We start from the raw sequence: 22544 nt of genomic DNA, 5'->3' as shown, positions 1-22544 counted from the left end.
AGTCATGAAAGTTGTCAACGAGCGTTCGACCCTTGCGGCGTATGACCTGGGCATGCGAGCGCAGGCCCAATTGCGGGACACCGCAGCGCCACGACGCGAGCGTACTACGCAGGCGATCGCTCAAGTCGCTGCGCCCCGTCAGCCGGGCAAACTGGCTGATCTGAGCCTGCAATTGAACCGCCAGTCCTCGGCCCTGCAATCCGCTCAGCTTTACCTGAGCGAAGTGGCCGAACACATGACCGGGTTGAAGCGCGACGTGGGGCGCAGTTTGGCCACCTCGTCTAAACAGGTGGCCCCTGATATTGAGGTGATTGGCCGTTCCGTCGCTCGCCTCAATGACTTGCTCGATCAGCGCAGCCGCTTATCGTCGGCCAGTCTGGATGCCGAGCTGAACCTCAGCCTGCAAGCGCCGTTGCGCAGCCGTTTCAGCATCAAGGGGCTTGAATCACTGCACAGCGTACTGGCCTCTGGCAGTGAGGCGTTGTTGTTCAATGCAGGCAGGCACTTACCCGGGCCGATTGCCGTGGTACTGGATGACGGCATGAGTGAGCGCCAGTTGCTGCAACGTTTCAACGCCAGCCTGGCTCAGGCGGGTTTGCATGTTGAAGTCAATGATCAGCAGGCCCTGCGGTTTTCGGCGGCGGACAGTCAGTGGCAGCGACTCAAAGGCCAGCTGTCCATCCAGGGCGAAGACAAACTCTTCGCCAAGTCCGGATTTACCCGGGTTGAAACCCAGGAGGACAACCTTCTGGGCACGCCTTTGGTGGTGCCTGTCACCGCTGAGCGTCGGCCCATGCGCGAGCTGCTTGAAACCCTTGACAAGGGGTTGTCAAAAATCAAGGACGTGCTGGAGCAGCTTGACGCGCGTCAATCGCAGGTGATGGGCCAGCTTGGGCGCCACGACAGTCAGGAAGAAAAGCGCTGGGCCCATGACTTTACCGGGCGTGTGTTCAGCCTCAAGGGCGAGCAGGCCAATGAGTATTCCCGCGTGGCGCAGGTGGTTCGCTGTCAGGCTAATATTTCACGGCCTGCTGTGCACGGATTGATGACCGGGGTTTAAACCGAAATGAAGGGTTTTGCGACGGCGCTGCTGACCCTCACAGCCTTCGTTCTTCTTCAGTCTCTGCGCGAACACGAGCGTCAGCGAATTTTAGTCTGACTTTTCAACAGCAACCGCTCGCTGATGCCCTGGCAATCCTGTGCTTAGTCTTATCGGACGATGTTCAGCTTTTCCCCCCAGTCAATGATTGCTCCCATACACCGCTCATTTTAAGAGCGGGGCGCACTCTGGCTGGCGGGAGATTTCTATGAAATTGCTGAATAAAGTGGCGTTCGTGACAGGGGCAGGTCAAGGCATGGGTCGGGCGATTGTGCGGCATTTTGCCGAGCAGGGCGCACGGGTGGTGGCGGCAGATATCAATCTTGAAGCGGCTCGCCAAACTATCGAAGGGCTGGGCGACAAGGCGCTGGCCGTAAGCTGCAACGTGGCCGACAGCGACTCGGTCGCAACCGCGATGGCCGCCACACATGAGCGCTTCGGTCGCCTTGATGTGGTCGTCAACAATGCCGGTATCGGCTCCATCGATGCCTTCGCCGAGACCCCCGACGAACACTGGCAACGCGTCATTGGCGTCAACCTCACCGGCACTTTTTTCTGCAGCCGCGAAGCGGTCAAGCTGATGCTCAAGGCCGCCACACCCGGCGTCATTATCAATATCTCCAGCACTGCCGCCGTCACCGGCGAAGGCCCAAGCCATTACTGCGCCGCCAAGGCCGGGGTCATGGGGCTTACCCGCAGCATGGCCCGTGAACTGGCCAGCAATGGCATTCGCGTGAACACCATTGTTCCTGGCCCGACCAACACGCCAATGATGGCCGACATCCCCGAAGACTGGATGCAAAGCATGCTCAAGGCCATTCCCCTGGGCCGCATGGGTGAAACCGATGAAATCGCTCGCGTTGCGGCCTTTTTGGCCAGTGAAGACGCCAGTTTTATCACCGGGCAAAACCTCGCGGTCAACGGCGGCATGGCCTTTATCTAAGCGCAGCAGATGGGTGGGGAGAGCGTCATGGGAACTCGTTTAAACAGCAAAGTAGCATTTATCACCGGAGCCGGCTCAGGCATCGGCGCGGCCACAGCCTTGCGCTTTGCCGAGGAGGGCGCGCTGGTCGTGCTCTGCGGTCGGCGCATTGAGCCTCTTGAGGCCGTGGCGGCACAGATTCGTGATGCCGGTGGCCGCGCTGAATGCGCCGTGGCCGATGTCAGTCATGAAGCCGCCTATGTCGCGGCCATCACGGCAGCGGCAGAGCGCAATGGTCGTCTGGATATCTTGGTCAATAACGCCATGGCCTACAGCTGGGGCGCCATTGACAGCACCTCAACCGCTGACTGGCATTCCAACTTCGCCACCACCGTGGATGGCACGTTCTGGGGCACACGCACGGCCATGACGCTGATGCGCGCGCAGGGCAGTGGCTCGATCATCAATATCGCGTCGATCTGCGGCCTGTTTGGCACGCCGTGGATGGCCGGTTACTCAGCCGCCAAGGCGGCCGTCATTAACTTCAGTCGCGCTGCCGCCAGTGAAGGCGCGAGCCACAACATTCGCTGCAATGTGGTGATTCCCGGCGTGGTCGAGACCCCGGCCACCGCGGGCATGTTGACCGATGACAAAACCCGTCTGAATACCGAAAAACTGATCCCGCTCAAACGTGTCGGCCAACCGGTGGAAGTGGCTAACGCCATTCTGTTTTTGGCCAGCGATGAAGCCTCGTACATCACCGGGGCCAGTCTGCCGGTCGACGGCGGGCGCAGCAGCGAGTTGTACACCGTACTTGAGTAATCAGTTCGGGCATTTAAAGACCGCTTTAAGGACACCGCACATGGAACAGAACGCCTTGCTCGCCCGTCTTGACCGGCTGGAGTCGATTGAAGAAATTCGCCAGCTGGCCGGCAAATATTCATTGTCGCTGGACATGCGTGACCTCGATGCCCACGTCAATCTGTTTGCCGAAGACATTCGGGTCGGGCGTGAAAAAACCGGGCGGGCGCACCTTAAAGCCTGGGTCGACAGCACGTTGCGTGACCAGTTTCACGGCACCTCCCATCACTTGGGCCAGCACCTCATCGAGTTCACCGACCCGGATCATGCCGTGGGCGTGGTGTATTCCAAGAACGAGCACGAGACCGGGCCCGAGTGGGTAACCATGCAAATGCTCTATTGGGATGACTATGAGCGCATGCAGGGGCGCTGGTATTTCCGTCGTCGCCTGCCGTGCTACTGGTACGCCAGCGATCTCAACAAACCGCCGATTGGTACACAGAAAATGCGCTGGCCGGGGCGCGAACCCTACGCAGGCACCTTCCACGATCTGTTCCCGTCCTGGCACGAGTTCTGGGCCAACCGCCCGGACAAGGATCAGTTGCCACAGGTGGCGACGGCAGCACCGGTCGAACACTTTCTTGCCACCCTGCGCCGTGGGGCTGGCGCGCCGAAGATCCGCGTGCGCTAAGGAGCCACTATGAGCATTTTGTTTGAACCTGTGCGGTTGGGTGAACTTGAACTGGCCAACCGGATTGTCATGGCGCCCATGACCCGTAGCCGCGCCGACAATCGGGGTGTACCGACGGCTGAAATGATCGAGTACTACCGCCAGCGGGCCTCGGCCGGGCTGATCGTGGCCGAGGGCACTGCGCCGTCGGCCAGCGGTCTGGGCTATTGCCGCACACCGGCCATTTACAGCGCCGAACAGATCGCTGCCTGGAAGGCCGTAACCGATGCCGTACACGCCGAAGGCGGGTTGATCGTGTTGCAATTGATGCACGTGGGCCGGGCCGCGAGCGCTCTGAACAAGCCCGCTGGCGCGGCCACGGTGGCCCCTTCGGCCATACGGGCACGCACGCAGCTGTTTACCGACCGCGCCGGGATGGTCGACACCGACGAGCCACAAGCGTTGTCGATTGAGGATATTGAAGCGGTGATCGGCGAATATCGTCAGGCTGCTTTGAACGCCCGCGCGGCAGGTTTTGACGGGGTTGAGCTGCACTGCACCAGCGGTTATTTGCCGATGCAATTCATGGCCTCTGGCAGCAACCTGCGCAACGACCGCTACGGTGGCAGCGTAGACAACCGCGTGCGCTTCCCGGCTGAGGTGTTGACGGCTATGGCCTCGGCCATTGGTTCAGGCCGCGTGGGCCTGCGCCTGTGTCCGGGTAACCCTTTCAATGACATCGAAGACAGCGACCCGCTGGCCACGGCCGAGGCCCTGTGCAGGGCGGCCGAACCGCTGAATCTGGCGTACGTGCATATCATGCGCTCGCCGTTGAGCGAACTGGATGCCTTCGCGTTAGCCCAGCGCCATTGCAGCGCCGGGTTGATTTTAAATGATGGTTTTGACGGTGCTACTGCACAAGCGGCTCTGCAGGCCGGGCAGGGCGAGGCGGTGTCCTTTGCCCGGCACTTTATTGCCAACCCGGATCTGGTCGAACGCTTGCGTCACGGCTTGCCGCTGGCACGATTTGATCGCAAGACCCTGTACTCGCCGGGCCCCGAAGGCTACAGCGATTACCCACTGGCCGAAGCGGTGGCGTCATGAATGACATGTCCCGTATCGCCTCATTGACCCAGTTCAAACAACAACCCGTGCCGCGCGAACAGACGCAAGCGTTGCTCGATCTGCGCTCGGCCGCCAGCGCCCAGATTAAACCGGCTGACCTCTACACCCTGGCGGATCGTCTGGAAGATCAGGCGCAGCAGTTTGCTGAACGCACCTTCCTGATTTACGGCGATCAGGCGTACACCTACGCCCAGGTCGATGCACAAGCCCATCGCATGGCGCATGTGTTTTATGCCAGAGGCTTGCGCCCCGGTGATGTGTGCGCGATTGCCATGGAAAACCGCCCGCAGTTTTTCTTCAGCTGGTTTGGGCTGGTCAAACTGGGCGCGGTAGTGGCATTCATCAATACCCAAGTCAGCGGAAAACCGTTGGCCCATGCCTTGCTCACCACGGCGGCCAAGGCATTGCTGGTGGGCGAGGAGTGCCTGAGCAATGTACTGGGCAGCGAAGGCTTGCCGGACGTGCCGCTGTGGCTGATTGAAGATGCCCAAAACCCCTATGAAAGCCTGATGCCGTCCCGGGTAGACGTCGGTCTGGCTGCGCAGATGGCCAGTGCGCCTGCGACCCCATTCCCCAAAACTGTACGTGCCGGCATTACGGCTGAAAGCACCACCTTGCTGATCTTCACGTCCGGCACCACCGGCCTGCCCAAAGCGGCGCGCTACAGTCATATGCGCTGGTTATCGTCAGGCGACGTGATGGAAGTCACCATGGGCGTCACCCCTGATGACGTGTTTTATTGCTGCTTGCCGCTTTACCACGGCGCGGCGGCGACATCGGTCACGTCCACGGCTTTGCGTTGTGGCGCAAGCATCGTGGTACGGCGCAAATTCAGCGTGCGTGAATTCTGGCAGGACGTGCGCCGCCATCAGATCACGGTGTTTCAGTACATTGGCGAAATTTGCCGTTACCTGCTGAACCAGCCCGCTCAGGACGGTGAGCACGAGCACAGCTTGCGCGTGATGCTCGGCGCCGGACTTACCCCGGATTCCTGGCAACGCTGGCTTGAGCGCTTCGGCCCGATTCAGGTGTTTGAAGGCTGGGGGGCGACCGAGGCCAACGCTAACTTGATCAATGTCGACAACTACGTCGGTTCGTGTGGCCGTGTGCCGGACTGGAACCGTACCAACCTGCGCCTGGTGCGCTATGACGTTGAAAGCGACAGCCACCCACGGGATGAACAGGGCTTTTACCAGCTCTGCAAACCGGGCGAAGTGGGTGAGGCGATGGGTTTTATCGTCAATCATCCGCTCATGGGTGGCGGGCGCTTCGAGGGGTATACCAGCGAGGCCGCCAGCGAAAGCAAGATCCGCCGCAACGTGTTCCAAGAGGGCGATGCGTACTGGAGTTCGGGCGATCTGCTGCGTTACGACGATGACGGCTATTTCTACTTTGTCGACCGTATCGGTGACACCTATCGCTGGAAAAGCGAAAACGTTTCGACCCTTGAAGTAGCAGACACGCTGAGTGATTTGCCGGGCCTTGAACTGATCAACGTGTATGGTGTGCAAGTCCCGGATCACGAAGGCCGGGCGGGCATGGCCGCGATCCTCATGCAGCCCGGACAGGTGTTTGACCCGCAGGCGTTTTATGAGCTGACCGAAGCCCGCTTGCCGCGCTACGCCGCGCCGATGTTTGTGCGGGTTTCAGCGGCGGCAGACCTGACCAGCACCTTCAAACTGCGCAAGGTCGATTTGCAGCGTCAGGGCTACGCGCCTGACTTGTTTGCCGACCCTTTGTTCGTGCGCGATGAAAGTACGCGCACTTATCAGCCGTACTCGCTGCACGTGTTGGCGCGCGCCGGTTTGGCGCCCTTCGCAGGCAGTGGCCATGAGTAACCTCGACGAGCACGGCCATGAATGGCGGGACGGTCTGCGCTATCCGTGGCCACAACCGCCTGCCAATGGCCAGGTGCAGACCGTAGCAGAGGGCGTGCTGTGGCTGCGCATGCCGTTGCCGTTTGGCCTTGACCATATCAATCTGTATTTACTGCGCCACGGAGACGGTTGGGTCGCGGTCGATACCGGACTCAACAGCGATCAGTGCCGCGCTGTCTGGGAGCAGGTATTTGTCGACGTGCTGGGGGGTCTGCCACTCAAGGCCGTCATTTGCACACACTTTCACAGTGACCACACCGGTGTGGTCGGCTGGCTGGCCGAGCGCTTCCGGTGCCCGGTGCTGATGACTCTAGGCGAATTCGATGCCTTGCACCACGGCCCGCCTAAAGCTGCCGAGCCAGAGTGGGCGTTTCTCGACTTCTACCAAAAGGCCGGTTTCACCGCTGAGCGCGCCGCCTCATTGCTGCCGCTGATTCAGGGCGAGCACTTCAGGCCGCAATTGACCGCCAGTTTTACCCGCATCAGCCATGGCAGTGAGTTCACCATTGGCGGTCGACGCTGGCAGGTGGTGATGGGCAACGGTCATTCACCCGAACACGCCTGCCTGTATGCCGCCGATGACGGCTTGCTGATCTCGGGCGATCAGGTGTTGCCGCGTATCACTTCAACCATTTCTGTGTATGTGCCGGAGCCAGAAGCCAATCCGCTGCGTGACTGGCTGGACTCTATCGAACGGCTGCGGGTAATCCCCGACAGCGTGCTGGTGCTGCCTGCGCACGAGCGGCCTTTTTTCAACCTGCACCTGCGTCTGGATCAACTGCGCGACCACCATCTCAATCACTTGCAGCAGTTACTGGACGCCTGTGAGCAGCCATTGACGGGGCTGGAGATGATGACGGTGCTGTTTAAAAAGCTGTCAGGTCGTTTCGACGAGTTGATGGCCGTGGGCGAAACCCTGGCCCACGCCAATTACCTGATGGCCGAGGGGGCGCTCGTCCGTGAGGAACAAGGAGGGTTGCACCGTTATCGACGGTGCACGACAGGAGTCGTGAAGTTCGACCCGCTTCAGTTGTTTTGAGCCGGGGCTATGCGCCGTGCAATGCAATGACGCTTGAACCCATCGAGGCGGCCACCGGGTCGCTAATCAGGAGAGCCAGTGTGATCTATAAAAACAACAATAAAAGCTTCCAGTTCACCGGCCTGGCAGTCGCCGTGGCGCTGGTATCCAGTCCGACGTGGGCGGGAGAGACGATTGAATTCGACAACGGGGCAACCATCGATTGGTCTGTCACCACCAGCTATGGCATCGGCATGCGCCTGGGTGATCCGAGCAATCGCCTGATGGGCATTAACGCCGATGACCCGAACCGCAACTTCGATCAGCACAGCCTGACCACCAACCGGGTGGGCGCACTGGGCGAGATGATTTTGCGTAAAGACAACTACGGCGCCGTGGTGCGCGCCAGTACCTTCTACGACGATGTCTACCACCGCAAAAACGACAACGATTCGCCCAGCACGGTCAACAAAACCGGCGATAACGACGAATTTACCAGCCAAACCCGCTACTACAGTGGCGGGCGCACACGCTTGCTCGATGCCTATGTGTTTGGCGGCTGGCGCTTTGACAACGACACGATGCTCGACGTCAAGGCCGGTCGACACATCGAATCATGGGGCGAGAGCCTGTATTACCCGGGCGTAAACGGCGTACAGAACCCGTCCGATGCGGTGAAAGCGGCGCAGCCGGGGGTTGAGGTCAAGGAAGTGTTGCTTCCGGTGGGCCAGGTCTCGGCGTCTTACCGCATCAACCCGCAGTTCACGTTGGGCGGTTATGTGCAGTATGAGTGGAAGGGCACTGAACTGCCGCCAGTGGGCAGCTACCTGTCGACCTCTGATGTGATTGGCCCGGGCCGCGAGTTTATCCTCGGGGCCAATGGTTCACGCATCAACTACGCCGGCACCGACGAACCTCGAGACAGCGGCCAGTGGGGCGCACAAATCCGCTTCCGTCCGATCACCGACATTGAGCTGTCGCTGTTCCATGTGGTCTACCACGACAAAAACCCGGCCACCGCGCTGGTCGGTTATCAGCCGCTGGCCTTGGGCAATGGCCAGTACGCGTACACCACCAACGGCTACAAGGTGAAGTACTTCGAAGACATCAAGCTGACCGGGATCAGCGCCACCACCAAGATTGGCGAATACCAGTTGGGTGCGGAATGGTCATACCGTGATGGCGCACCGGTGATGGTCAATACCGGCCTGGGGCCGGTGCCTACCCGCGGCAAGGGCCAGCAGTTCCAAATCTCGGGTATGCGCATTCTGGGTGACCGGCCATGGGCCAGCCAGACCACCTTGACCGGCGAAATCGTCACCGTGCGCGTAGACGATGTGGATGACGTATCGGGCGCCCCAAACCTTCAGGGACTGCCTATTGCTGCGCCGTATGCTGGCGCGATCCAGCCGTCCAATGACTACACCTACAAAACCTCGTCGGCGTGGAAATCCCGATCTTCCAGTGCCTACACCGTGGGTGCCTCCTTTAGTTATCCGGGGGTCTTCCAGGGCTGGGACCTTGAAGTGCCGTTCACCTTCTCCAACGTCTTCAGCGGCGCGGCACCGATGTCCGGCACGATTGCCGGGGTGGCCGGTGATCGGCGACTCAGTGCAGGCACCACGTTCAAATACCTGAGCAACCTGGAAATGTCGCTCAAGTACATCGCCTATTTGGGTTCGCCTGATCCGATTAACCGCCCTCTGGCAGACCGTGACTACGCCACGTTCTCGATGAAATACACGTTCTGACAACTAACGCTTGTAGCCGCTGCCGAAGGCTGCGATGGGTTGCGAAGCGACCCGCTTTGACCCAATTCGCAGCCTACGGCAGCGGCTACGGCGTTATGAATAGACAAGAAGAGAGAGAAACCTATGGGTCTTAAAGGTCACGCGGCCATTGTGGGCAGCGCTCAATACAAACCGGAAAAATACGCCACGGCCCCGCGCATGTTCCATCTCGAACAAGTCGCCGACCTGGCTGCACAGGCCTTGCGCGATGCCGGGTTGAACGCCTCGGACCTTGACGGTCTGGTCATCAACGGCCCGCATTTTCATGAGGCCTCGGTATTCGTGCCCGCCATGGCCGCTGAGTACCTGGGCTTGCGCCTTAACTTTGCCGAAGTCGTCGACCTTGGTGGCTGCACTTCGGTGGGGATGGTCTGGCGTGCTGCTGCAGCCATCGAACTGGGTCTGTGTCAGGCCGTTCTCTGTGTATTGCCCGCGCGTATGGCGCCGATGGGGCCAGATGAAGACCCGAGCTGGATGGCCCGCGCCATGCGGTTTGGTGGGCACAGCACAGCCTTCGGTGCCCCTGAAGCCGAGTTCGACTTGCCATACGGCCACATGGGCCAGAACACGGGTTACGCCATGATTGCCCAGCGTTATGCCGCTCAATATGGCTACGACCCGCGTGCACTGGCCAAAATTGCCGTCGATCAACGCACCAACGCGCAATACAACCCGCAAGCCATGTTTTACGGTCAGCCGTTGACCATCGAACAGGTACTGGCCAGTAAAAAAGTGGCCGATCCGCTGCATGTGCTCGAAATCGTCATGCCGGTGGCCGGAGGCGCGGCGTTGATCATCGCTTCCAAAGAAGTGGCGGCGCGGGCGCGTAAACGTCCTACGTATATCACTGGCTTTGGCGAGCATCTGGCGTTTAAGTCACCGTCTTACGCCGAAGACATGGTGCAAACCCCGATAGGGCCGGCTTCGCGTCGGGCGTTTGACATGGCCGGGCTCAAGCCTAAAGACGTCGATGCCGCGCAAATCTACGATTGCTACACCATTACGGCTTTGCTGACGCTGGAAGACGCGGGTTTCTGTGCCAAAGGCGAAGGCATGAGTTTTGTCCGCGAGCACGACCTGACCTGGCGCGGTGATTTTCCCATGAACACCCACGGTGGCCAGCTCAGCTTCGGCCAGGCGGGTTCGGCGGGGGGCATGTCACAAGTCATCGAGGCTGTTACGCAGATTGCCGGTGAGGCGGGTGAGCGTCAGCTTTCGCGTTGCGACACGGTATACGTCTCAGGCACCGGTGGGGTGATGAGTGAGCAGGGCGCTTTGATCCTTCAGGGAGCATAAATTCAATGTCAAACAACAAACCTATGCCAATCCCGACCGAGATTTCAGCACCGTTCTGGGAAGGCTTGAAGGCCGAGCGCTTACTGATTCAACAATGCGATCACTGCAACCACTGGGTGTTCTACCCACGTCGGCATTGCCCGTCTTGTCTGGCCCATGCACTGACCTGGCGTGAAGTGAACGGCGCTGCCACGCTGTACAGCTACACCGTGACGCGCATTGCGACACTGCCAGACTTTGCCGACGAAATGCCGCAAATACTGGCGGTGATTGAGCTGGAGCAAGGTGTACGGATCAACAGCAACCTGGTGGGACTGGACGAGAGCGAAGTCAAGATCGGCATGCCCTTGCAGCCGGTATTTGCCGAGGTGGATGCCAAAGGCACACGCCTGTTGCGTTTTACCGGGCTGGACAAAGACCCGATTGCCTTGCAGGGCATGCGCAGTGAGCCTGAGCCTGTTGTGAGTGAAAAGAGTGCCGTACGCCAGATCGCCCTCAGTGACACCGCGGCTTTGCAGGCGTTGGTCAGCGACACATTCAGCGGGTGGAGCAATCAAGTGGTGGTCGATCAGGCGTTGATCGATGCGTTTGCGCAGTTGTCAGGGGATGATTACTGGATACACACCGACCCTGAACGGGCACGCAAGCAAAGCCCGTTTGGCGGCACCATCGCCCACGGTGCGCTGGTGCAGATTCTGCAATCGCGCATGCAGTTGAATCTGGGCTATGAAATTACTGGGTTCAGCAACATGGTCAACTACGGTTCTGACCGTTTGCGCTTTCCGTCGCCGGTGCCAGCGGGTGCGACCATCCACTCACGAGCGCGGGTCAAGCGTGTCGAGCAGGTTAAAAGCGGAACGCAATTGACCCTTGAACTCAACACCCATGTGTTGGGCAGCGAGCGTCCGTCAGTCATCAACGAACTGGTGATTTTGTATATGTAATACCGGGGCACCGGCAATGCCAACACTCGCAGTGGCTGACAAGGTACGTAAATTGCGATCGACGGCGTTGCCGTCCTGAACCCTTCAATCCATCGAAGGTTGGATTAATGAGTGAATGGCGATGGATTTATGAGGTCAGCGCCACCGATCGCAGCCTTCGTTCCTCGACAGCGGCTACAAGAGCGTAAGTGAGCTTTTGATCTGGCTTTTGATTTGGCTTTTGATCTGCCGCCCCTTCGGGAGGCCGAGTGGAGGTTTCGCGGAGTGGGTCGACCGGCATGGATGCCGGGAGAGCTGCGATCGGGCCATGGATGGCCCGTCGCAGCGTGCCCACGGAGCGGGACCGGAGAGAGGGACACCTGAGCGAAGCGAGGGCCGTACGCGGGGGCAAGGCCTTTTTGGGTACTTTTGTGGCTGTTTGACAAAAGTACCTCGCCGTAAGGGCGAAACCCGTAGAACGTCTTAATACACCTAATGGATATGTACGCTGGCCAATTAAAAGCTACGAGTACATATCCATATTCGCGTCTAGATTAAGTATAGGTTCCGCCCTTACGGCGGCTCACTTTTGTCAAACAGCCGAGTGTCGGACCACCACAAAAGTAAGCAAAAAGTCCTTGCCCTACCATACGGCCGAGCTCGCCTAGGCTCGCCCGGTGCCAGAACGAAGGCACTGTTATGGGGGCACGCCGCGACGGGCCATCCTTGGCCCGATCGCGGCTGGCTCGGCGTCCTGCCTCGCCACCCCCATAACAGCACCTGCGTTCAGCCTCCTGTGATGGGCCCCAGCGTCGTTCCCACTGTTTCGGTGGCGGCAGGGGCATTGTTTTAGAAGCTACAAGCTACAAGCTACAAGCTACAAGCTACAAGCTACAAGCCAGCCAGTCTTACGTTCCTTGACTGGGGTGCAGACCAATCACGGTGGAACTACTGCTTTCTGCATGACCCGCACGCTGCTCACGTGCGTTAGTCTCAACGGACGATGAGCCCTTCCCGATACCTTCCCATACTGCTCCAAGCCAATAAATACAGGCATTGAGGAGCAGGCGCATGATCGACATTCGTGGTTTGAGCTACTTCGTTGCAGAATCCACCGACCCGGTGCAGTGGCAGCGCTATGCCCAAGACGTACTCGGGATGATGGTCAGCGAAGCCCCCGCAGGCGGCATGTACGTCAAAATGGACGAGCGCCCCTTTCGCATGCTGGTAGTGCCCGGCGGTGAGTCCCGCTACCTCGCTTCCGGCTGGGAGCTGGCCAGCGAGCGGGCCTTCAATGCGGCGATAGAAACCCTCGACCAGGCCGATGTCACCTGGCGTCTCGGCTCTGCCGAACAGTGCGATCAGCGCGGCGTTCAGGCCTTGTTGCACGTCACCGATCCGTCGGGCAACCACCATGAATTGAGCTGGGGCCATCGCTCCGATTGCCAGCCCTTTGTCTCGCCGCAAGGCGTGCCGGGCTTTATCACCGGCGACATGGGCCTGGGCCATACCGTGTTACCAGCCCCCAACTTCGATGCCACCCTGGCCTTTGCCAAGGAGGTGCTCGGCTTTGAGTTGTCGGACATTTTCAATTTCCGCCCCGACCCCTCAGCCCCGCCGATCCGCATCCATTTTCTGCATTGCAAAAACAGCCGTCACCACAGCCTGGCGTTGGCCGAATACCCCGTGCCGTCCGGTTGCGTGCATGTGATGGTCGAGGTCGAGTCGATGACCGAAGTCGGTCGCGCTTATGACCGCAGCATTGCGCACAACGTGCCGCAGTCGGCCACGCTGGGCCAGCACCTAAACGACCGCATGACCTCGTTCTATATGAAAACCCCTTCGGGCTTTGATCTGGAATATGGCTATGGCGGTCTGTTGGTCGATTGGCAAGAGCACAGCGCCTTTGAGTTCACCCGCGTCAGCCTGTGGGGCCACGATTTCTCCGTCGGCCAGCAAAAGTAAGGAATACCCATGAACAAGCAAATGACAGCGGCCGATGCGGTCGGCCAATTGCGTGACGGCATGACCATCGGTTTTGGCGGCTGGGGGCCACGGCGCAAGCCGATGGCGATCGTCCGCGAAATCCTGCGTTCGGACGTCAAGGACCTCACCGTGGTGGCCTATGGCGGCCCCGAAGTCGGCATGCTCTGCGCCGCCGGCAAGGTCAAGAAACTGGTGTTTGGTTTTGCCACGCTCGATGCCATTCCGCTGGAAGCGTATTTTCGCAAGGCCCGCGAGGCGGGTGAGCTGGAGCTGATGGAACTGGACGAAGGCATGCTGCAATGGGGCCTGCGCGCGGCGGGTATGCGCTTGCCGTTTTTACCCACACGCTGTGGTTTGGCCACGGATGTGGAGCGACTCAATCCTGACATCAAGCAGGTGCAATCGCCCTATGAGGACGGCGAGGTGCTGTTGGCCATGCCGGCATTAAACCTGGACATCGCCTTCTTGCACGTCAACGTCGCCGACCGGCTGGGCAACACCTTGGTGACCGGCCCCGACCCGTACTTCGATCATCTGTACGCGCGTGCCGCCAAACAGTGTTTCGTGTCGTGCGAGCGTATTGAAGAACGCTTGAGTCTTGACGCCACCCAGGCCCGTTTCAATACCTTCGAGCGTTATCTGGTCAGCGGGGTGGTGCATGCACCGTTTGGCGCCCATCCGACCTCATGCCCGTCTGATTACGGCTGGGACATGAGCCACCTCAAGCGCTACAGCGCCAGTGCCGCTGAAGAGGGCGGTTGGGAAGGGTATGTCGCCGAGTTTGTTACGCCGGGCGAAAGTGCCTATCAGGCCAGCAATGGCGGTGCCGACCGGCTGAGCGCGCTGCCGCTACCGGTGTTTTGAGGAGTATGACGATGACTGCAACCTGTGAATTTACCTTGGCCGAACTGCTGATCGTGGCCGCCTGTGAAGCCTGGCGCGATAACGGTGAAGTGATTGCCTCGGGGCTGGGTGTGATCCCGCGTCTGGGTGCGAGTCTGGCCAAATTGAGCCATAGCCCTGAACTGTTGATGACGGACAGCGAAGCCTTTTTGGTTGAAGAACCCATTCCGTTGGGGCCGCGTGGGGATTATCAGCCACGCTATTCGGGTTACCTGTCATTCGAGCGGGTGTTTGAATGCGTATGGGGTGGACGACGCCACGCGATGATCGGCCCGACTCAGGTTGACCGCTGGGGGCAGACCAACCTGTCATGCATCGGCGATTATCAAAAGCCCAAAGTCGCGATGCTCGGGGTGCGCGGCTTGCCGGGCAACAGCATCAACCACATTAACTCGTTCTTTATACCCAGCCACAACACCCGGGCGTTTGTTGCCGGTGAAGTGGACATGGTTTCAGGCGTGGGCTTCAAGGCAGAACGCTGGGGTGACGGCATGCGCAGCGACTTGATGGACATTCGCCTGATCGTCACCGACCTGTGTGTGATGGACTTCGGTGGCCCGGATCGGGCGGTGCAAGTCCGTTCGCTGCACCCCGGTGTGAGCTTTGAAGAAGTGCAAGAGAAAACCGGCTTCCCCTTGCTCAAAGCGCCAGACCTCAAGCAAACCGTGGCACCGACCCCAGAGCAGTTGGCGCTGATCCGTCGGCTCGATCCCCATGATTACCGCGCCGCCGCGCTTAAGGGCAATCCGCCCGGCATTCGTCAGGCCTGAAGCCAAGGAACTCCTCTTATGAGTAGCGACAGCGAATTTGTGCAGCGCGTTGACGGCGCTGTGTATGAAACCGAAGAGCCGGTGCTGTACGCAGTGGCAGACGGCATTGCCACGCTGACCCTGAATCGGCCCACGGTCAATAACGCTCAGAACTCGCAGATGACCTATGCGCTGGACGATGCCTTTCGCCGCGCTGTCAATGACGACGAGGTCAAAGTCATAGTGTTACGCGGCAATGGCAAACATTTTTCGGCCGGGCATGACATCGGTACACCGGGGCGCGACATCAATAAACCGTTTGACCGGGCCAGTTTGTGGTGGGATCACACCAACAAACCCGGGGGTGAATACCTCTATGCCCGTGAGCAGGAAGTGTACTTGGGGATGTGCCGACGCTGGCGCGAAATACCCAAGCCGACCATCGCCATGGTGCAGGGCGCTTGTATTGCAGGCGGACTGATGCTGGCCTGGGTCTGCGATTTGATCGTGGCCAGTGACGATGCTTTTTTTCAGGACCCGGTGGTGCGCATGGGCATTCCGGGGGTGGAGTATTTTGCTCACCCGTATGAGCTGAACCCCAGAATCGCCAAGGAGTTCCTGTTTACCGGCGACCGCATGAGCGCCGAGCGTGCTTATCAAATGGGCATGGTTAACCGTCTGTTCAGTCGTGATGAACTGCAAGCCGGTACTTATGCGCTGGCGGCGGCCATTGCCAAACAGCCGCGCATGGGCCTGGCCCTGACCAAGCAGGCGATCAACCACGTTGAAGATTTACAGGGCAAACGCACCGCGATGGATGCCGTATTTGCCTGGCATCATTTTGCCCATAGCCATAACGAATTGCTTTCCGGCGATAAGCTTGGCGGCTACGACGCCAAGGCGATGATTGAAGCGAACAAGACTGCTGCGGGAGAACGTCGATGAGCGATTATTTGCACACCGCGTTAACCGATGCACTGGGCTGCCGCTACCCCATCGTACAAACCGCGATGGGCTGGGTGTCGGATGCCAATTTGGTGATCGCCAGCAGCAAGGCGGGTGCCTTTGGCTTTTTGGCCGGGGCGACGATCAGTGCCCATCAATTGGAAACCGAAATCCAGCGGGTGATCGAGGCTTTGGGGAACAGCAATTTCGGCCTCAATTTTCATATGTTCCAAGAGAATGCGGCGCAATGTGTGGACCTTGCCATCGAATACCGTTTGCGCGCCGTAAGCTATGGCCGCGGCCCGGATCGTCAGACCATTGAGCGCTTTAAAAAGGCAGGGGTGCTGTGTATTCCCACGGTGGGCGCGGTCAAGCATGCGATCAAGGCGGTTGAATTGGGCGCCGACATGATTACCGTGCAGGGCGGCGAGGGCGGTGGGCACACAGGCGGAGTGCCGAGTACGATTTTATTGCCCCAGGTACTGGATGCCGTGCAAGTGCCGGTGATTGCGGCAGGCGGCTATTCCACAGGGCGCGGCCTGGCCGGTGCACTGGCCACCGGCGCAGCGGGTGTGGCGATGGGCACGCGGTTTTTGATGACGAAAGAATCGCCCACGCCTGCGGCGACGCTTGAGCGTTATGTGAAGGTCGCGGACCCGCAAAAAATCCGCGTGACCCTGGCGGTCGATGGCATGCGTCATCGCATGATTGAGAACGCTTTTATTGACCGTCTCGAAAAAGCAGGGGCGTTTGGCCGACTGCGCATTGCCTTGGGCAGCGCCTGGCACTGGAAGCAGCAAACCGGCATGAGTCTGGGGCACATGCTCCGGGTGTTTGCCCAATCCGTTAAAGAAGACCCCGGTGCCTTGTCGCAAACGGTGATGGCGGCTAATCAGCCGGTATTGCTGCAACGCTCGATGGTGGACGGCGTCCCCGACGAGGGCATTTTGCCGTGTGGTCAAGTGGCGTCGGCGATCGGAGAGTTGAAAAGCTGCCAGCAACTGATCGAAGAAATAGTTCGTGAGGCGGAACGTTGCCTGATGGCGATCAATGCACGTTACCCGGCCACGCGCTGTCAGGCCGCAGTATCTGCAGGCTTGTGAAACGTCTTCAAAGGGTGTAACTGAACTTATCTGGATACAAAACGTGTCCCGACAAGCGTCAAAAGTCGGTTTCCTGATCACTACACTTTTTAATCATTGTGCAGCTCAGGAAAGCTGACTTATGCCTCAATCCTTGCATCGCCACACCCCGTCTCTCACGGCTTACGACCCGCGCGGATTAACCATTCGCGCGGTGGCCTATCACCGCCGCACAGCTGTCGATGAGCCACAGGCCCGCATCCACCGTCAGGTTTACACTGCCACGGGTTTGCTAAGTGAGCAGTGGGACCCTCGTCTCACGGCTCTGCGGGCCAGCGCCGCCAATCAACGTAACCGCTACTCGTTGTCGGGCCGATTGCTGCATACCGACAGTGTGGACAGGGGCGTGCGCATCGTCTTCTCCGGCGCAGGTGCCGAGTTGCGCCACAGCTGGGATGCCCGCGGTACCCGGCACACTTACCAGTACGATTCGCTCCTGCGTGTAAGTGCGCTGTTTGAACAGGCCGCCGGTGACGACACGGCTCGGTGCGTCGAGCGTCTGAGCTATGCCGACAACAGCCCCGAACATGCAAGGCACAACCGTTGCGCCCGATTGCTGCGTCACGATGATCCAGCAGGCACTCTGTGGTCAGAGGACTTTGACTTGCAGGGGCGTGTGACGAGTGAATCGCGTCGATTTGTCCATGAAGTCTCCGCCTCTCCTGACTGGCCTTTGCCGCCTGATCAATGTGACCTGGCCCTTGAACCCGCGGTGTGGCGCAGTCAATGGCGCTACGATGCGTTGGGCCAGTTGCTGGAACAGACAGACGCCAAACACAACCGGCAACGTTCGCGCTATGCCGTGGACGGTTTGCTGACATCACGGAGGGTGTTGCTCAATAACGGCACGCAGCACACGGTGTTGCAGCACCGAACCTACAACGCAAGCGGCAACATTAAAACGGAGCGGGCTGGCAATGGGGTGCTCACTGCACTGACCTATGACCCCAAGGATGAGCGCCTGCTGCGACTCAAGAGCTATCGTAGCGGTAAACCCGATGAGGCCTTGCAAGACCTTTCTTATGGCTATGACCACGCCGGTAATGTGCTGAGCATTGATGATGTGGCGCAACCGGTGCAGTGGTCAGATAACACACGCGTGCAAGCGCTGAGCACCTTTACCTACGACACCCTGTATCAGTTGATTGAAGCCAGCGGGCGAGAAAACGCCACCAATGGCAGCGGTGCGCGCCCGACCGGCCTTGTCAGCTTCGGTGCGGTTAACGACCAGCGCCCCCGTCAATATCGCCAGTCCTATGCCTACGATGCAGGCGGTAACTTGATCCGTTTGCAACATATGCCGAGCCGTGGCTCAGGCTATACGCGACACATCAACGTATCAGCTCAGAGCAATCACAGTCTTGAGCGCAATGCGGGCCAGATCGCCCATCCCGGGTTAGGCAGCGGGTTCGACCCAAACGGTAATCTGCAAATGCTGGAACCCGGTCAGTCGCTGACCTGGAACCTGCGCAACCAGTTGCAACGCGTCACTCAGGTGACGCGCGAAAACGGCGCGGATGACAACGAAATCTATGTGTATGACAGCAGTGGGGCTCGCGCGCTGAAAATCACGAGTGTCCAGGGTCTACGCAAGCCCCGTCTTCGCGAGGTGTATTACTTGCCGGGTCTGGAAATTCGGCGCAACAGTGCGACGGGTGAAGCGTTGAACCTGCTTAAGGTAGAGGGTGATCTCAACAGCGCGACTCTTTTGCAATGGGAACAAGGTCGGCCAGAGGGCCTCGACAACGAGCAGGTGCGCTTCAGTCTCTCGGACCATTTGGGCAGCAGCACACTGGAGCTGGATCAAAAAGCCCGGTTACTGAGTCAAGAAAGCTACTACCCCTATGGGGGGACGGCTTGGTGGGCGGCCAAAAACGCGCTCGAAGCCAGCTACAAATTCGTCCGTTATTCGGGCAAAGAGCGCGATGCCAGCGGCCTTTACTATTTTGGCTACCGTTATTACGCACCCTGGCTGGCCCGCTGGATCAGCGCTGACCCGGCAGATGATATAGACGGTCTCAACCTGTATGCCATGACTCGGGCAAACCCGATCAGCAGGGTTGAGGGCCAAGGATTGCAGAGCACTGACAGCGTGACTCGGTCGGGTCGGCTGGGGATTTTGCACAGCGTGGTCACAGACGTTTCCAATCGGGTCACGCCGAGGGTGCAGGCGTCGAGTGCGGCTGCAATTCGTGATGCCCTTGCTACCTTTATCAGCAATGCCGTAGGGGCAGGTGTAGACATCGCCCTGTTTGAAGGCCGTCAACCCTCCGCGGGCTTGAACACCGCTTTGCGCAGTACTGTGGCGGCTTTGGATGCACTGGCTGTGATGCACATGGGCACCGGTCTGTTTGGCCACGTCACGCGTTGGAGTCCTTTTATTGGCTTTTTTGCTGCCACAGCGGCGAACCGGGGTTTTGAAGTACGCGGTGCCAGTGAAGGTGCCGGCACTGAAGACGTGTGGGATCCGGTGGCTCGAATCAGACTGGCCGGGCACGTACGGGCCTTTACCCGGGAAGTCGTGCAGCAGCTTGTGAGGGGGCTCGGCGAGAGTGTGTCATGGGGGCAGACCCCAGTGTCCGCCAGAATCCCGCGAACCTTGGCGGCTGCAGGCGCCTATAGCTTGGCCACTGTGCCTAATGCGGTGTTTGGGCACTATGTGCCGGGGCCACTTGTCCCTAATGTAGGGCCGTTGATCGAGGCCTATGATGCGGCGGCAGGGACCGCCATTCGTGCGGGGCATGCGACGGCGCGTTTTGACCGCCACGTCAGTACATTGCAGGTGCCAGGGGCAATGGATACGGTTCACGGGGGGCTGAGCCGGATGTTTAATCAGACCTGGACCTATTGGGCAGGGGTCGGCATCGAGGCGGTTGCCCAGTGGGTAACGGGTCAGCCTGTTGAAACGCAAAGTGGCAGGGCAAGGGCGTGGGTCGGTGCCGCCAAAGGCGTGGTGTCCGCTTTCACAGAAATCCGCGGGGCGCTGTTACAAACCGCCAGAAGCGGGTTTGGTAGCTTGTTCAAGCGCTGGCGGACAGTGAACAGCTGACCCGCCACCTGCAGTGCGCAGTCAGTGAGTCAAGCTTGCTGCGCCTGCGCTTCATTCTGCGCAACCTTGACTATGCTATCGGCACCGCCTGCATGTGCAGGCCGTCTACGTCGAGGGATAAAAATGATTTCAGAGTGGGAAATGTTGGCGCGTCTACTGCTGGCGGCCGTACTGGGCAGCATGATTGGTCTGCAACGTGAGCACTTGTTTTGGACCGCTGGCTTGCGTACGCACATGCTGGTCGCGACCGGTGCGTGCCTGTTCATGATTGTTTCGGCCTTTGGATTTGAACAGGCATTGACCCAGGCGGGTACACGGCTTGACCCGTCACGGATTGCTGCGCAGATTGTCACCGGTATTGGTTTTCTCGGCGCGGGTTCGATCATGATGCGCGGTGAGGTGATCAAGGGCCTGACTACGGCGGCAAGTCTGTGGGCCGTGGCCGCCATCGGCATGACCATCGGGGGCGGTTTGTACGGGCTGGGGGTATCGGCGACGGTGTTGATACTGATCATATTGATTGCTATCGCGCCGATTGAGCATCGCTACCGCGACTGGATCAAAGTGCATGTCATCAAACTGGTTGCGCCGATTGGCGTGTTGAACCGTCAGAGCCTCACGGATTTACTCGGTGAAGAAGCAAACCGGCTCAAGCAGGTGATTGTCGAGCAAGGCCCTGACATGGGTACCGAAACCGTGACGGTTGAATTCAAAAAGACCAGCCGCCTTGAAACGGTAGAACTGTTGAAACGCATATTGACCATCCCGGACGTCAGAGAGGAACAAGCGCCGCATTGATGCAGCGGTTCTGATCAACTACAGGTCGGATTTACACAAAAACGGCATCCTTGCATCTGGTCGAATGATCCTCAACGGCCCGCCCACACAGCGGCTTTTGAAGTTCGATCATCGACCAGGGTAAATGACATGCAGATGCCGAAAACCATACAGATCAAGAACGGCGAAAAAGTCACTCCGACGTTCTCGGCCCAGGAATACGCCAACCGCCAGGCCAAACTGCGTGCGTACATGGCGCAGAACGATATTGATGCCGCCGTGTTCACCTCGTACCACAACCTCAACTATTACAGCGATTTCCTGTACTGCTCATTTGGTCGCAATTACGCGCTGGTGGTCACTCAGGACAGCGCCGTCACCATCACCGCCAATATTGACGGTGGCCAACCTTGGCGTCGCACCATGGGCACCGATAACATCGTTTACACCGACTGGCAGCGCGACAACTTCTTTGTTGCCATCCAGCAAGCGTTGCCCAAGGCCGGGCGCATCGGGATCGAATACGACCACATCAACCTGCTCAACCGCGACAAGCTCGCCAGCCGCTACCCGCAGGCAGAGTTGGTGGACATCGGCGCGCCGTGCATGCGCATGCGCATGATCAAATCCGCCGAAGAGCACGCGATTATTCGCCATGGTGCACGCATTGCCGACATCGGCGGCGCAGCCATCGTCGAAGCCCTGCGCGATCAGGTGCCTGAGTACGAAGTGGCACTGCATGCCACACAAGCCATGGTGCGCGAGATTGCCCGCACCTTCCCGGACTCGGAACTGATGGACACCTGGACCTGGTTCCAGTCGGGCATCAATACTGACGGTGCCCACAACCCGGTGACCACCCGCAAGGTCAACAAGGGCGACATCCTGAGCCTCAACTGTTTCCCGATGATTGCCGGGTACTACACAGCACTGGAACGCACCCTGTTTCTGGATCACTGCAGCGACGAGCACCTGCGCCTTTGGGAAGTCAACGTCAAGGTGCATGAGGCCGGGCTCAAACTGATCAAACCCGGCATGCGTTGTTCAGACATTGCCTTGCAACTCAACGAAATCTTCCTTGAACACGATCTGCTGCAATACCGCACCTTTGGCTACGGCCATTCATTTGGCACCTTGAGCCATTACTACGGCCGCGAAGCCGGGCTGGAGCTGCGTGAAGACATCGACACCGTGCTGGAGCCGGGGATGGTGGTGTCCATCGAGCCGATGATCATGATCCCCGAAGGACGGCCAGGGGCGGGCGGGTATCGCGAGCACGACATCCTGATCGTCAATGAACAGGGGAGTGAAAACATCACTCACTTCCCGTATGGTCCGCAGCACAACATCATCAAGCAGTAACATCAGCTCAAGGTGCAGGCGCGTTGATCGCGCCTGCCGCCTTCTGCCGTCCAAGACCCACGCATGCGCCCCCAGACAGCGCAGCGTTTTTGACCCTTTACCCCTGCCAA

The 22544-nt window shown here is 59.3% G+C and carries 18 protein-coding genes; all 18 read left to right on the top strand.

What is annotated here, in order from left to right; genetic code table 11:
- The first annotated feature begins 4 nt into the window (after nucleotides 1-4).
- The 18 genes from ACI7MX_RS22025 to ACI7MX_RS21940 all read left to right on the top strand — a co-directional run bounded on the left by ACI7MX_RS22025 (nucleotide 5) and on the right by ACI7MX_RS21940 (nucleotide 22434).
- On the top strand, nucleotides 5-1060 hold the full coding sequence (locus ACI7MX_RS22025) for a hypothetical protein (protein WP_405591813.1): 1056 nt from the start codon (nucleotides 5-7) through the stop codon (nucleotides 1058-1060).
- Between the two features lie 247 nt (nucleotides 1061-1307).
- Nucleotides 1308-2042 (top strand): 3-oxoacyl-ACP reductase family protein, encoded by a 735-nt coding sequence (locus ACI7MX_RS22020; protein WP_314485807.1) that lies wholly within the window; start codon nucleotides 1308-1310, stop codon nucleotides 2040-2042.
- Between the two features lie 27 nt (nucleotides 2043-2069).
- Nucleotides 2070-2843 carry an SDR family NAD(P)-dependent oxidoreductase gene (locus tag ACI7MX_RS22015; protein ID WP_405591817.1) on the top strand — a complete coding sequence of 258 codons (774 nt, stop codon included), beginning with the start codon at nucleotides 2070-2072 and terminating at the stop codon, nucleotides 2841-2843.
- Between the two features lie 40 nt (nucleotides 2844-2883).
- Nucleotides 2884-3513: a nuclear transport factor 2 family protein gene (locus ACI7MX_RS22010; protein WP_146387216.1), complete on the top strand. Its 630-nt coding sequence runs from the start codon at nucleotides 2884-2886 to the stop codon at nucleotides 3511-3513.
- A 9-nt stretch (nucleotides 3514-3522) separates the two neighbouring features.
- Nucleotides 3523-4596 (top strand): alkene reductase, encoded by a 1074-nt coding sequence (locus ACI7MX_RS22005; protein WP_405591821.1) that lies wholly within the window; start codon nucleotides 3523-3525, stop codon nucleotides 4594-4596.
- Entirely contained in the window at nucleotides 4593-6455 is a 1863-nt protein-coding gene (locus ACI7MX_RS22000; protein WP_405591824.1) for a long-chain-acyl-CoA synthetase, read from the top strand. The genes ACI7MX_RS22005 and ACI7MX_RS22000 overlap by 4 nt, the downstream gene beginning before the upstream one ends.
- Entirely contained in the window at nucleotides 6448-7533 is a 1086-nt protein-coding gene (locus tag ACI7MX_RS21995) for an MBL fold metallo-hydrolase (protein ID WP_314485817.1), read from the top strand. The genes ACI7MX_RS22000 and ACI7MX_RS21995 overlap by 8 nt, the downstream gene beginning before the upstream one ends.
- Nucleotides 7534-7613: 80 nt before the next feature.
- Nucleotides 7614-9263 (top strand): DUF1302 family protein, encoded by a 1650-nt coding sequence (locus ACI7MX_RS21990; protein WP_314485819.1) that lies wholly within the window; start codon nucleotides 7614-7616, stop codon nucleotides 9261-9263.
- Between the two features lie 123 nt (nucleotides 9264-9386).
- Nucleotides 9387-10598 (top strand): thiolase family protein, encoded by a 1212-nt coding sequence (locus tag ACI7MX_RS21985; protein WP_314485821.1) that lies wholly within the window; start codon nucleotides 9387-9389, stop codon nucleotides 10596-10598.
- A 5-nt stretch (nucleotides 10599-10603) separates the two neighbouring features.
- Nucleotides 10604-11542 (top strand): OB-fold domain-containing protein, encoded by a 939-nt coding sequence (locus ACI7MX_RS21980; RefSeq protein WP_314485822.1) that lies wholly within the window; start codon nucleotides 10604-10606, stop codon nucleotides 11540-11542.
- Between the two features lie 1050 nt (nucleotides 11543-12592).
- The gene (locus tag ACI7MX_RS21975; RefSeq protein ID WP_405596061.1) at nucleotides 12593-13486 is read left to right on the top strand and encodes a VOC family protein; all 894 of its coding nucleotides are present in this window, start codon (nucleotides 12593-12595) and stop codon (nucleotides 13484-13486) included.
- Nucleotides 13487-13495: 9 nt separating this feature from the next.
- Complete coding sequence (locus ACI7MX_RS21970; RefSeq protein ID WP_314485826.1) at nucleotides 13496-14371, top strand: CoA-transferase; 876 nt, start codon at nucleotides 13496-13498, stop codon at nucleotides 14369-14371.
- An 11-nt stretch (nucleotides 14372-14382) separates the two neighbouring features.
- Nucleotides 14383-15180 (top strand): ketoacid CoA transferase, encoded by a 798-nt coding sequence (locus ACI7MX_RS21965; protein WP_314485828.1) that lies wholly within the window; start codon nucleotides 14383-14385, stop codon nucleotides 15178-15180.
- Between the two features lie 18 nt (nucleotides 15181-15198).
- Nucleotides 15199-16104: an enoyl-CoA hydratase gene (locus ACI7MX_RS21960; protein WP_405591729.1), complete on the top strand. Its 906-nt coding sequence runs from the start codon at nucleotides 15199-15201 to the stop codon at nucleotides 16102-16104.
- Entirely contained in the window at nucleotides 16101-17207 is a 1107-nt protein-coding gene (locus tag ACI7MX_RS21955; protein ID WP_314485832.1) for a nitronate monooxygenase, read from the top strand. Before ACI7MX_RS21960 ends, ACI7MX_RS21955 begins: the two co-directional genes overlap by 4 nt.
- A gap of 121 nt (nucleotides 17208-17328) precedes the next feature.
- Nucleotides 17329-20295: an RHS repeat-associated core domain-containing protein gene (locus ACI7MX_RS21950; protein ID WP_405591726.1), complete on the top strand. Its 2967-nt coding sequence runs from the start codon at nucleotides 17329-17331 to the stop codon at nucleotides 20293-20295.
- Nucleotides 20296-20436: 141 nt separating this feature from the next.
- The gene (locus tag ACI7MX_RS21945) at nucleotides 20437-21093 is read left to right on the top strand and encodes an MgtC/SapB family protein (RefSeq protein WP_233609184.1); all 657 of its coding nucleotides are present in this window, start codon (nucleotides 20437-20439) and stop codon (nucleotides 21091-21093) included.
- 129 nt (nucleotides 21094-21222) lie between these two features.
- Nucleotides 21223-22434 (top strand): M24 family metallopeptidase, encoded by a 1212-nt coding sequence (locus ACI7MX_RS21940; RefSeq protein ID WP_314485837.1) that lies wholly within the window; start codon nucleotides 21223-21225, stop codon nucleotides 22432-22434.
- The last annotated feature ends 110 nt before the right edge of the window (nucleotides 22435-22544 follow it).

The sequence above is a fragment of the Pseudomonas sp. 2024-210 genome, from assembly GCF_045062345.1.
Taxonomy (GTDB): Bacteria; Pseudomonadota; Gammaproteobacteria; order Pseudomonadales; family Pseudomonadaceae; genus Aquipseudomonas.
This window is presented reverse-complemented; position numbering and strand designations above follow the sequence as displayed.

Coding starts and splice junctions, on each gene's coding strand:
- ACI7MX_RS22025 (WP_405591813.1), top strand. CDS start 5: ATGAAAGTTGTCAACGAGCGTTCGACCCTTGCGGCGTATGACCTGGGC.
- ACI7MX_RS22020 (WP_314485807.1), top strand. CDS start 1,308: ATGAAATTGCTGAATAAAGTGGCGTTCGTGACAGGGGCAGGTCAAGGC.
- ACI7MX_RS22015 (WP_405591817.1), top strand. CDS start 2,070: ATGGGAACTCGTTTAAACAGCAAAGTAGCATTTATCACCGGAGCCGGC.
- ACI7MX_RS22010 (WP_146387216.1), top strand. CDS start 2,884: ATGGAACAGAACGCCTTGCTCGCCCGTCTTGACCGGCTGGAGTCGATT.
- ACI7MX_RS22005 (WP_405591821.1), top strand. CDS start 3,523: ATGAGCATTTTGTTTGAACCTGTGCGGTTGGGTGAACTTGAACTGGCC.
- ACI7MX_RS22000 (WP_405591824.1), top strand. CDS start 4,593: ATGAATGACATGTCCCGTATCGCCTCATTGACCCAGTTCAAACAACAA.
- ACI7MX_RS21995 (WP_314485817.1), top strand. CDS start 6,448: ATGAGTAACCTCGACGAGCACGGCCATGAATGGCGGGACGGTCTGCGC.
- ACI7MX_RS21985 (WP_314485821.1), top strand. CDS start 9,387: ATGGGTCTTAAAGGTCACGCGGCCATTGTGGGCAGCGCTCAATACAAA.
- ACI7MX_RS21980 (WP_314485822.1), top strand. CDS start 10,604: ATGTCAAACAACAAACCTATGCCAATCCCGACCGAGATTTCAGCACCG.
- ACI7MX_RS21975 (WP_405596061.1), top strand. CDS start 12,593: ATGATCGACATTCGTGGTTTGAGCTACTTCGTTGCAGAATCCACCGAC.
- ACI7MX_RS21970 (WP_314485826.1), top strand. CDS start 13,496: ATGAACAAGCAAATGACAGCGGCCGATGCGGTCGGCCAATTGCGTGAC.
- ACI7MX_RS21965 (WP_314485828.1), top strand. CDS start 14,383: ATGACTGCAACCTGTGAATTTACCTTGGCCGAACTGCTGATCGTGGCC.
- ACI7MX_RS21960 (WP_405591729.1), top strand. CDS start 15,199: ATGAGTAGCGACAGCGAATTTGTGCAGCGCGTTGACGGCGCTGTGTAT.
- ACI7MX_RS21955 (WP_314485832.1), top strand. CDS start 16,101: ATGAGCGATTATTTGCACACCGCGTTAACCGATGCACTGGGCTGCCGC.
- ACI7MX_RS21950 (WP_405591726.1), top strand. CDS start 17,329: ATGCCTCAATCCTTGCATCGCCACACCCCGTCTCTCACGGCTTACGAC.
- ACI7MX_RS21945 (WP_233609184.1), top strand. CDS start 20,437: ATGTTGGCGCGTCTACTGCTGGCGGCCGTACTGGGCAGCATGATTGGT.
- ACI7MX_RS21940 (WP_314485837.1), top strand. CDS start 21,223: ATGCAGATGCCGAAAACCATACAGATCAAGAACGGCGAAAAAGTCACT.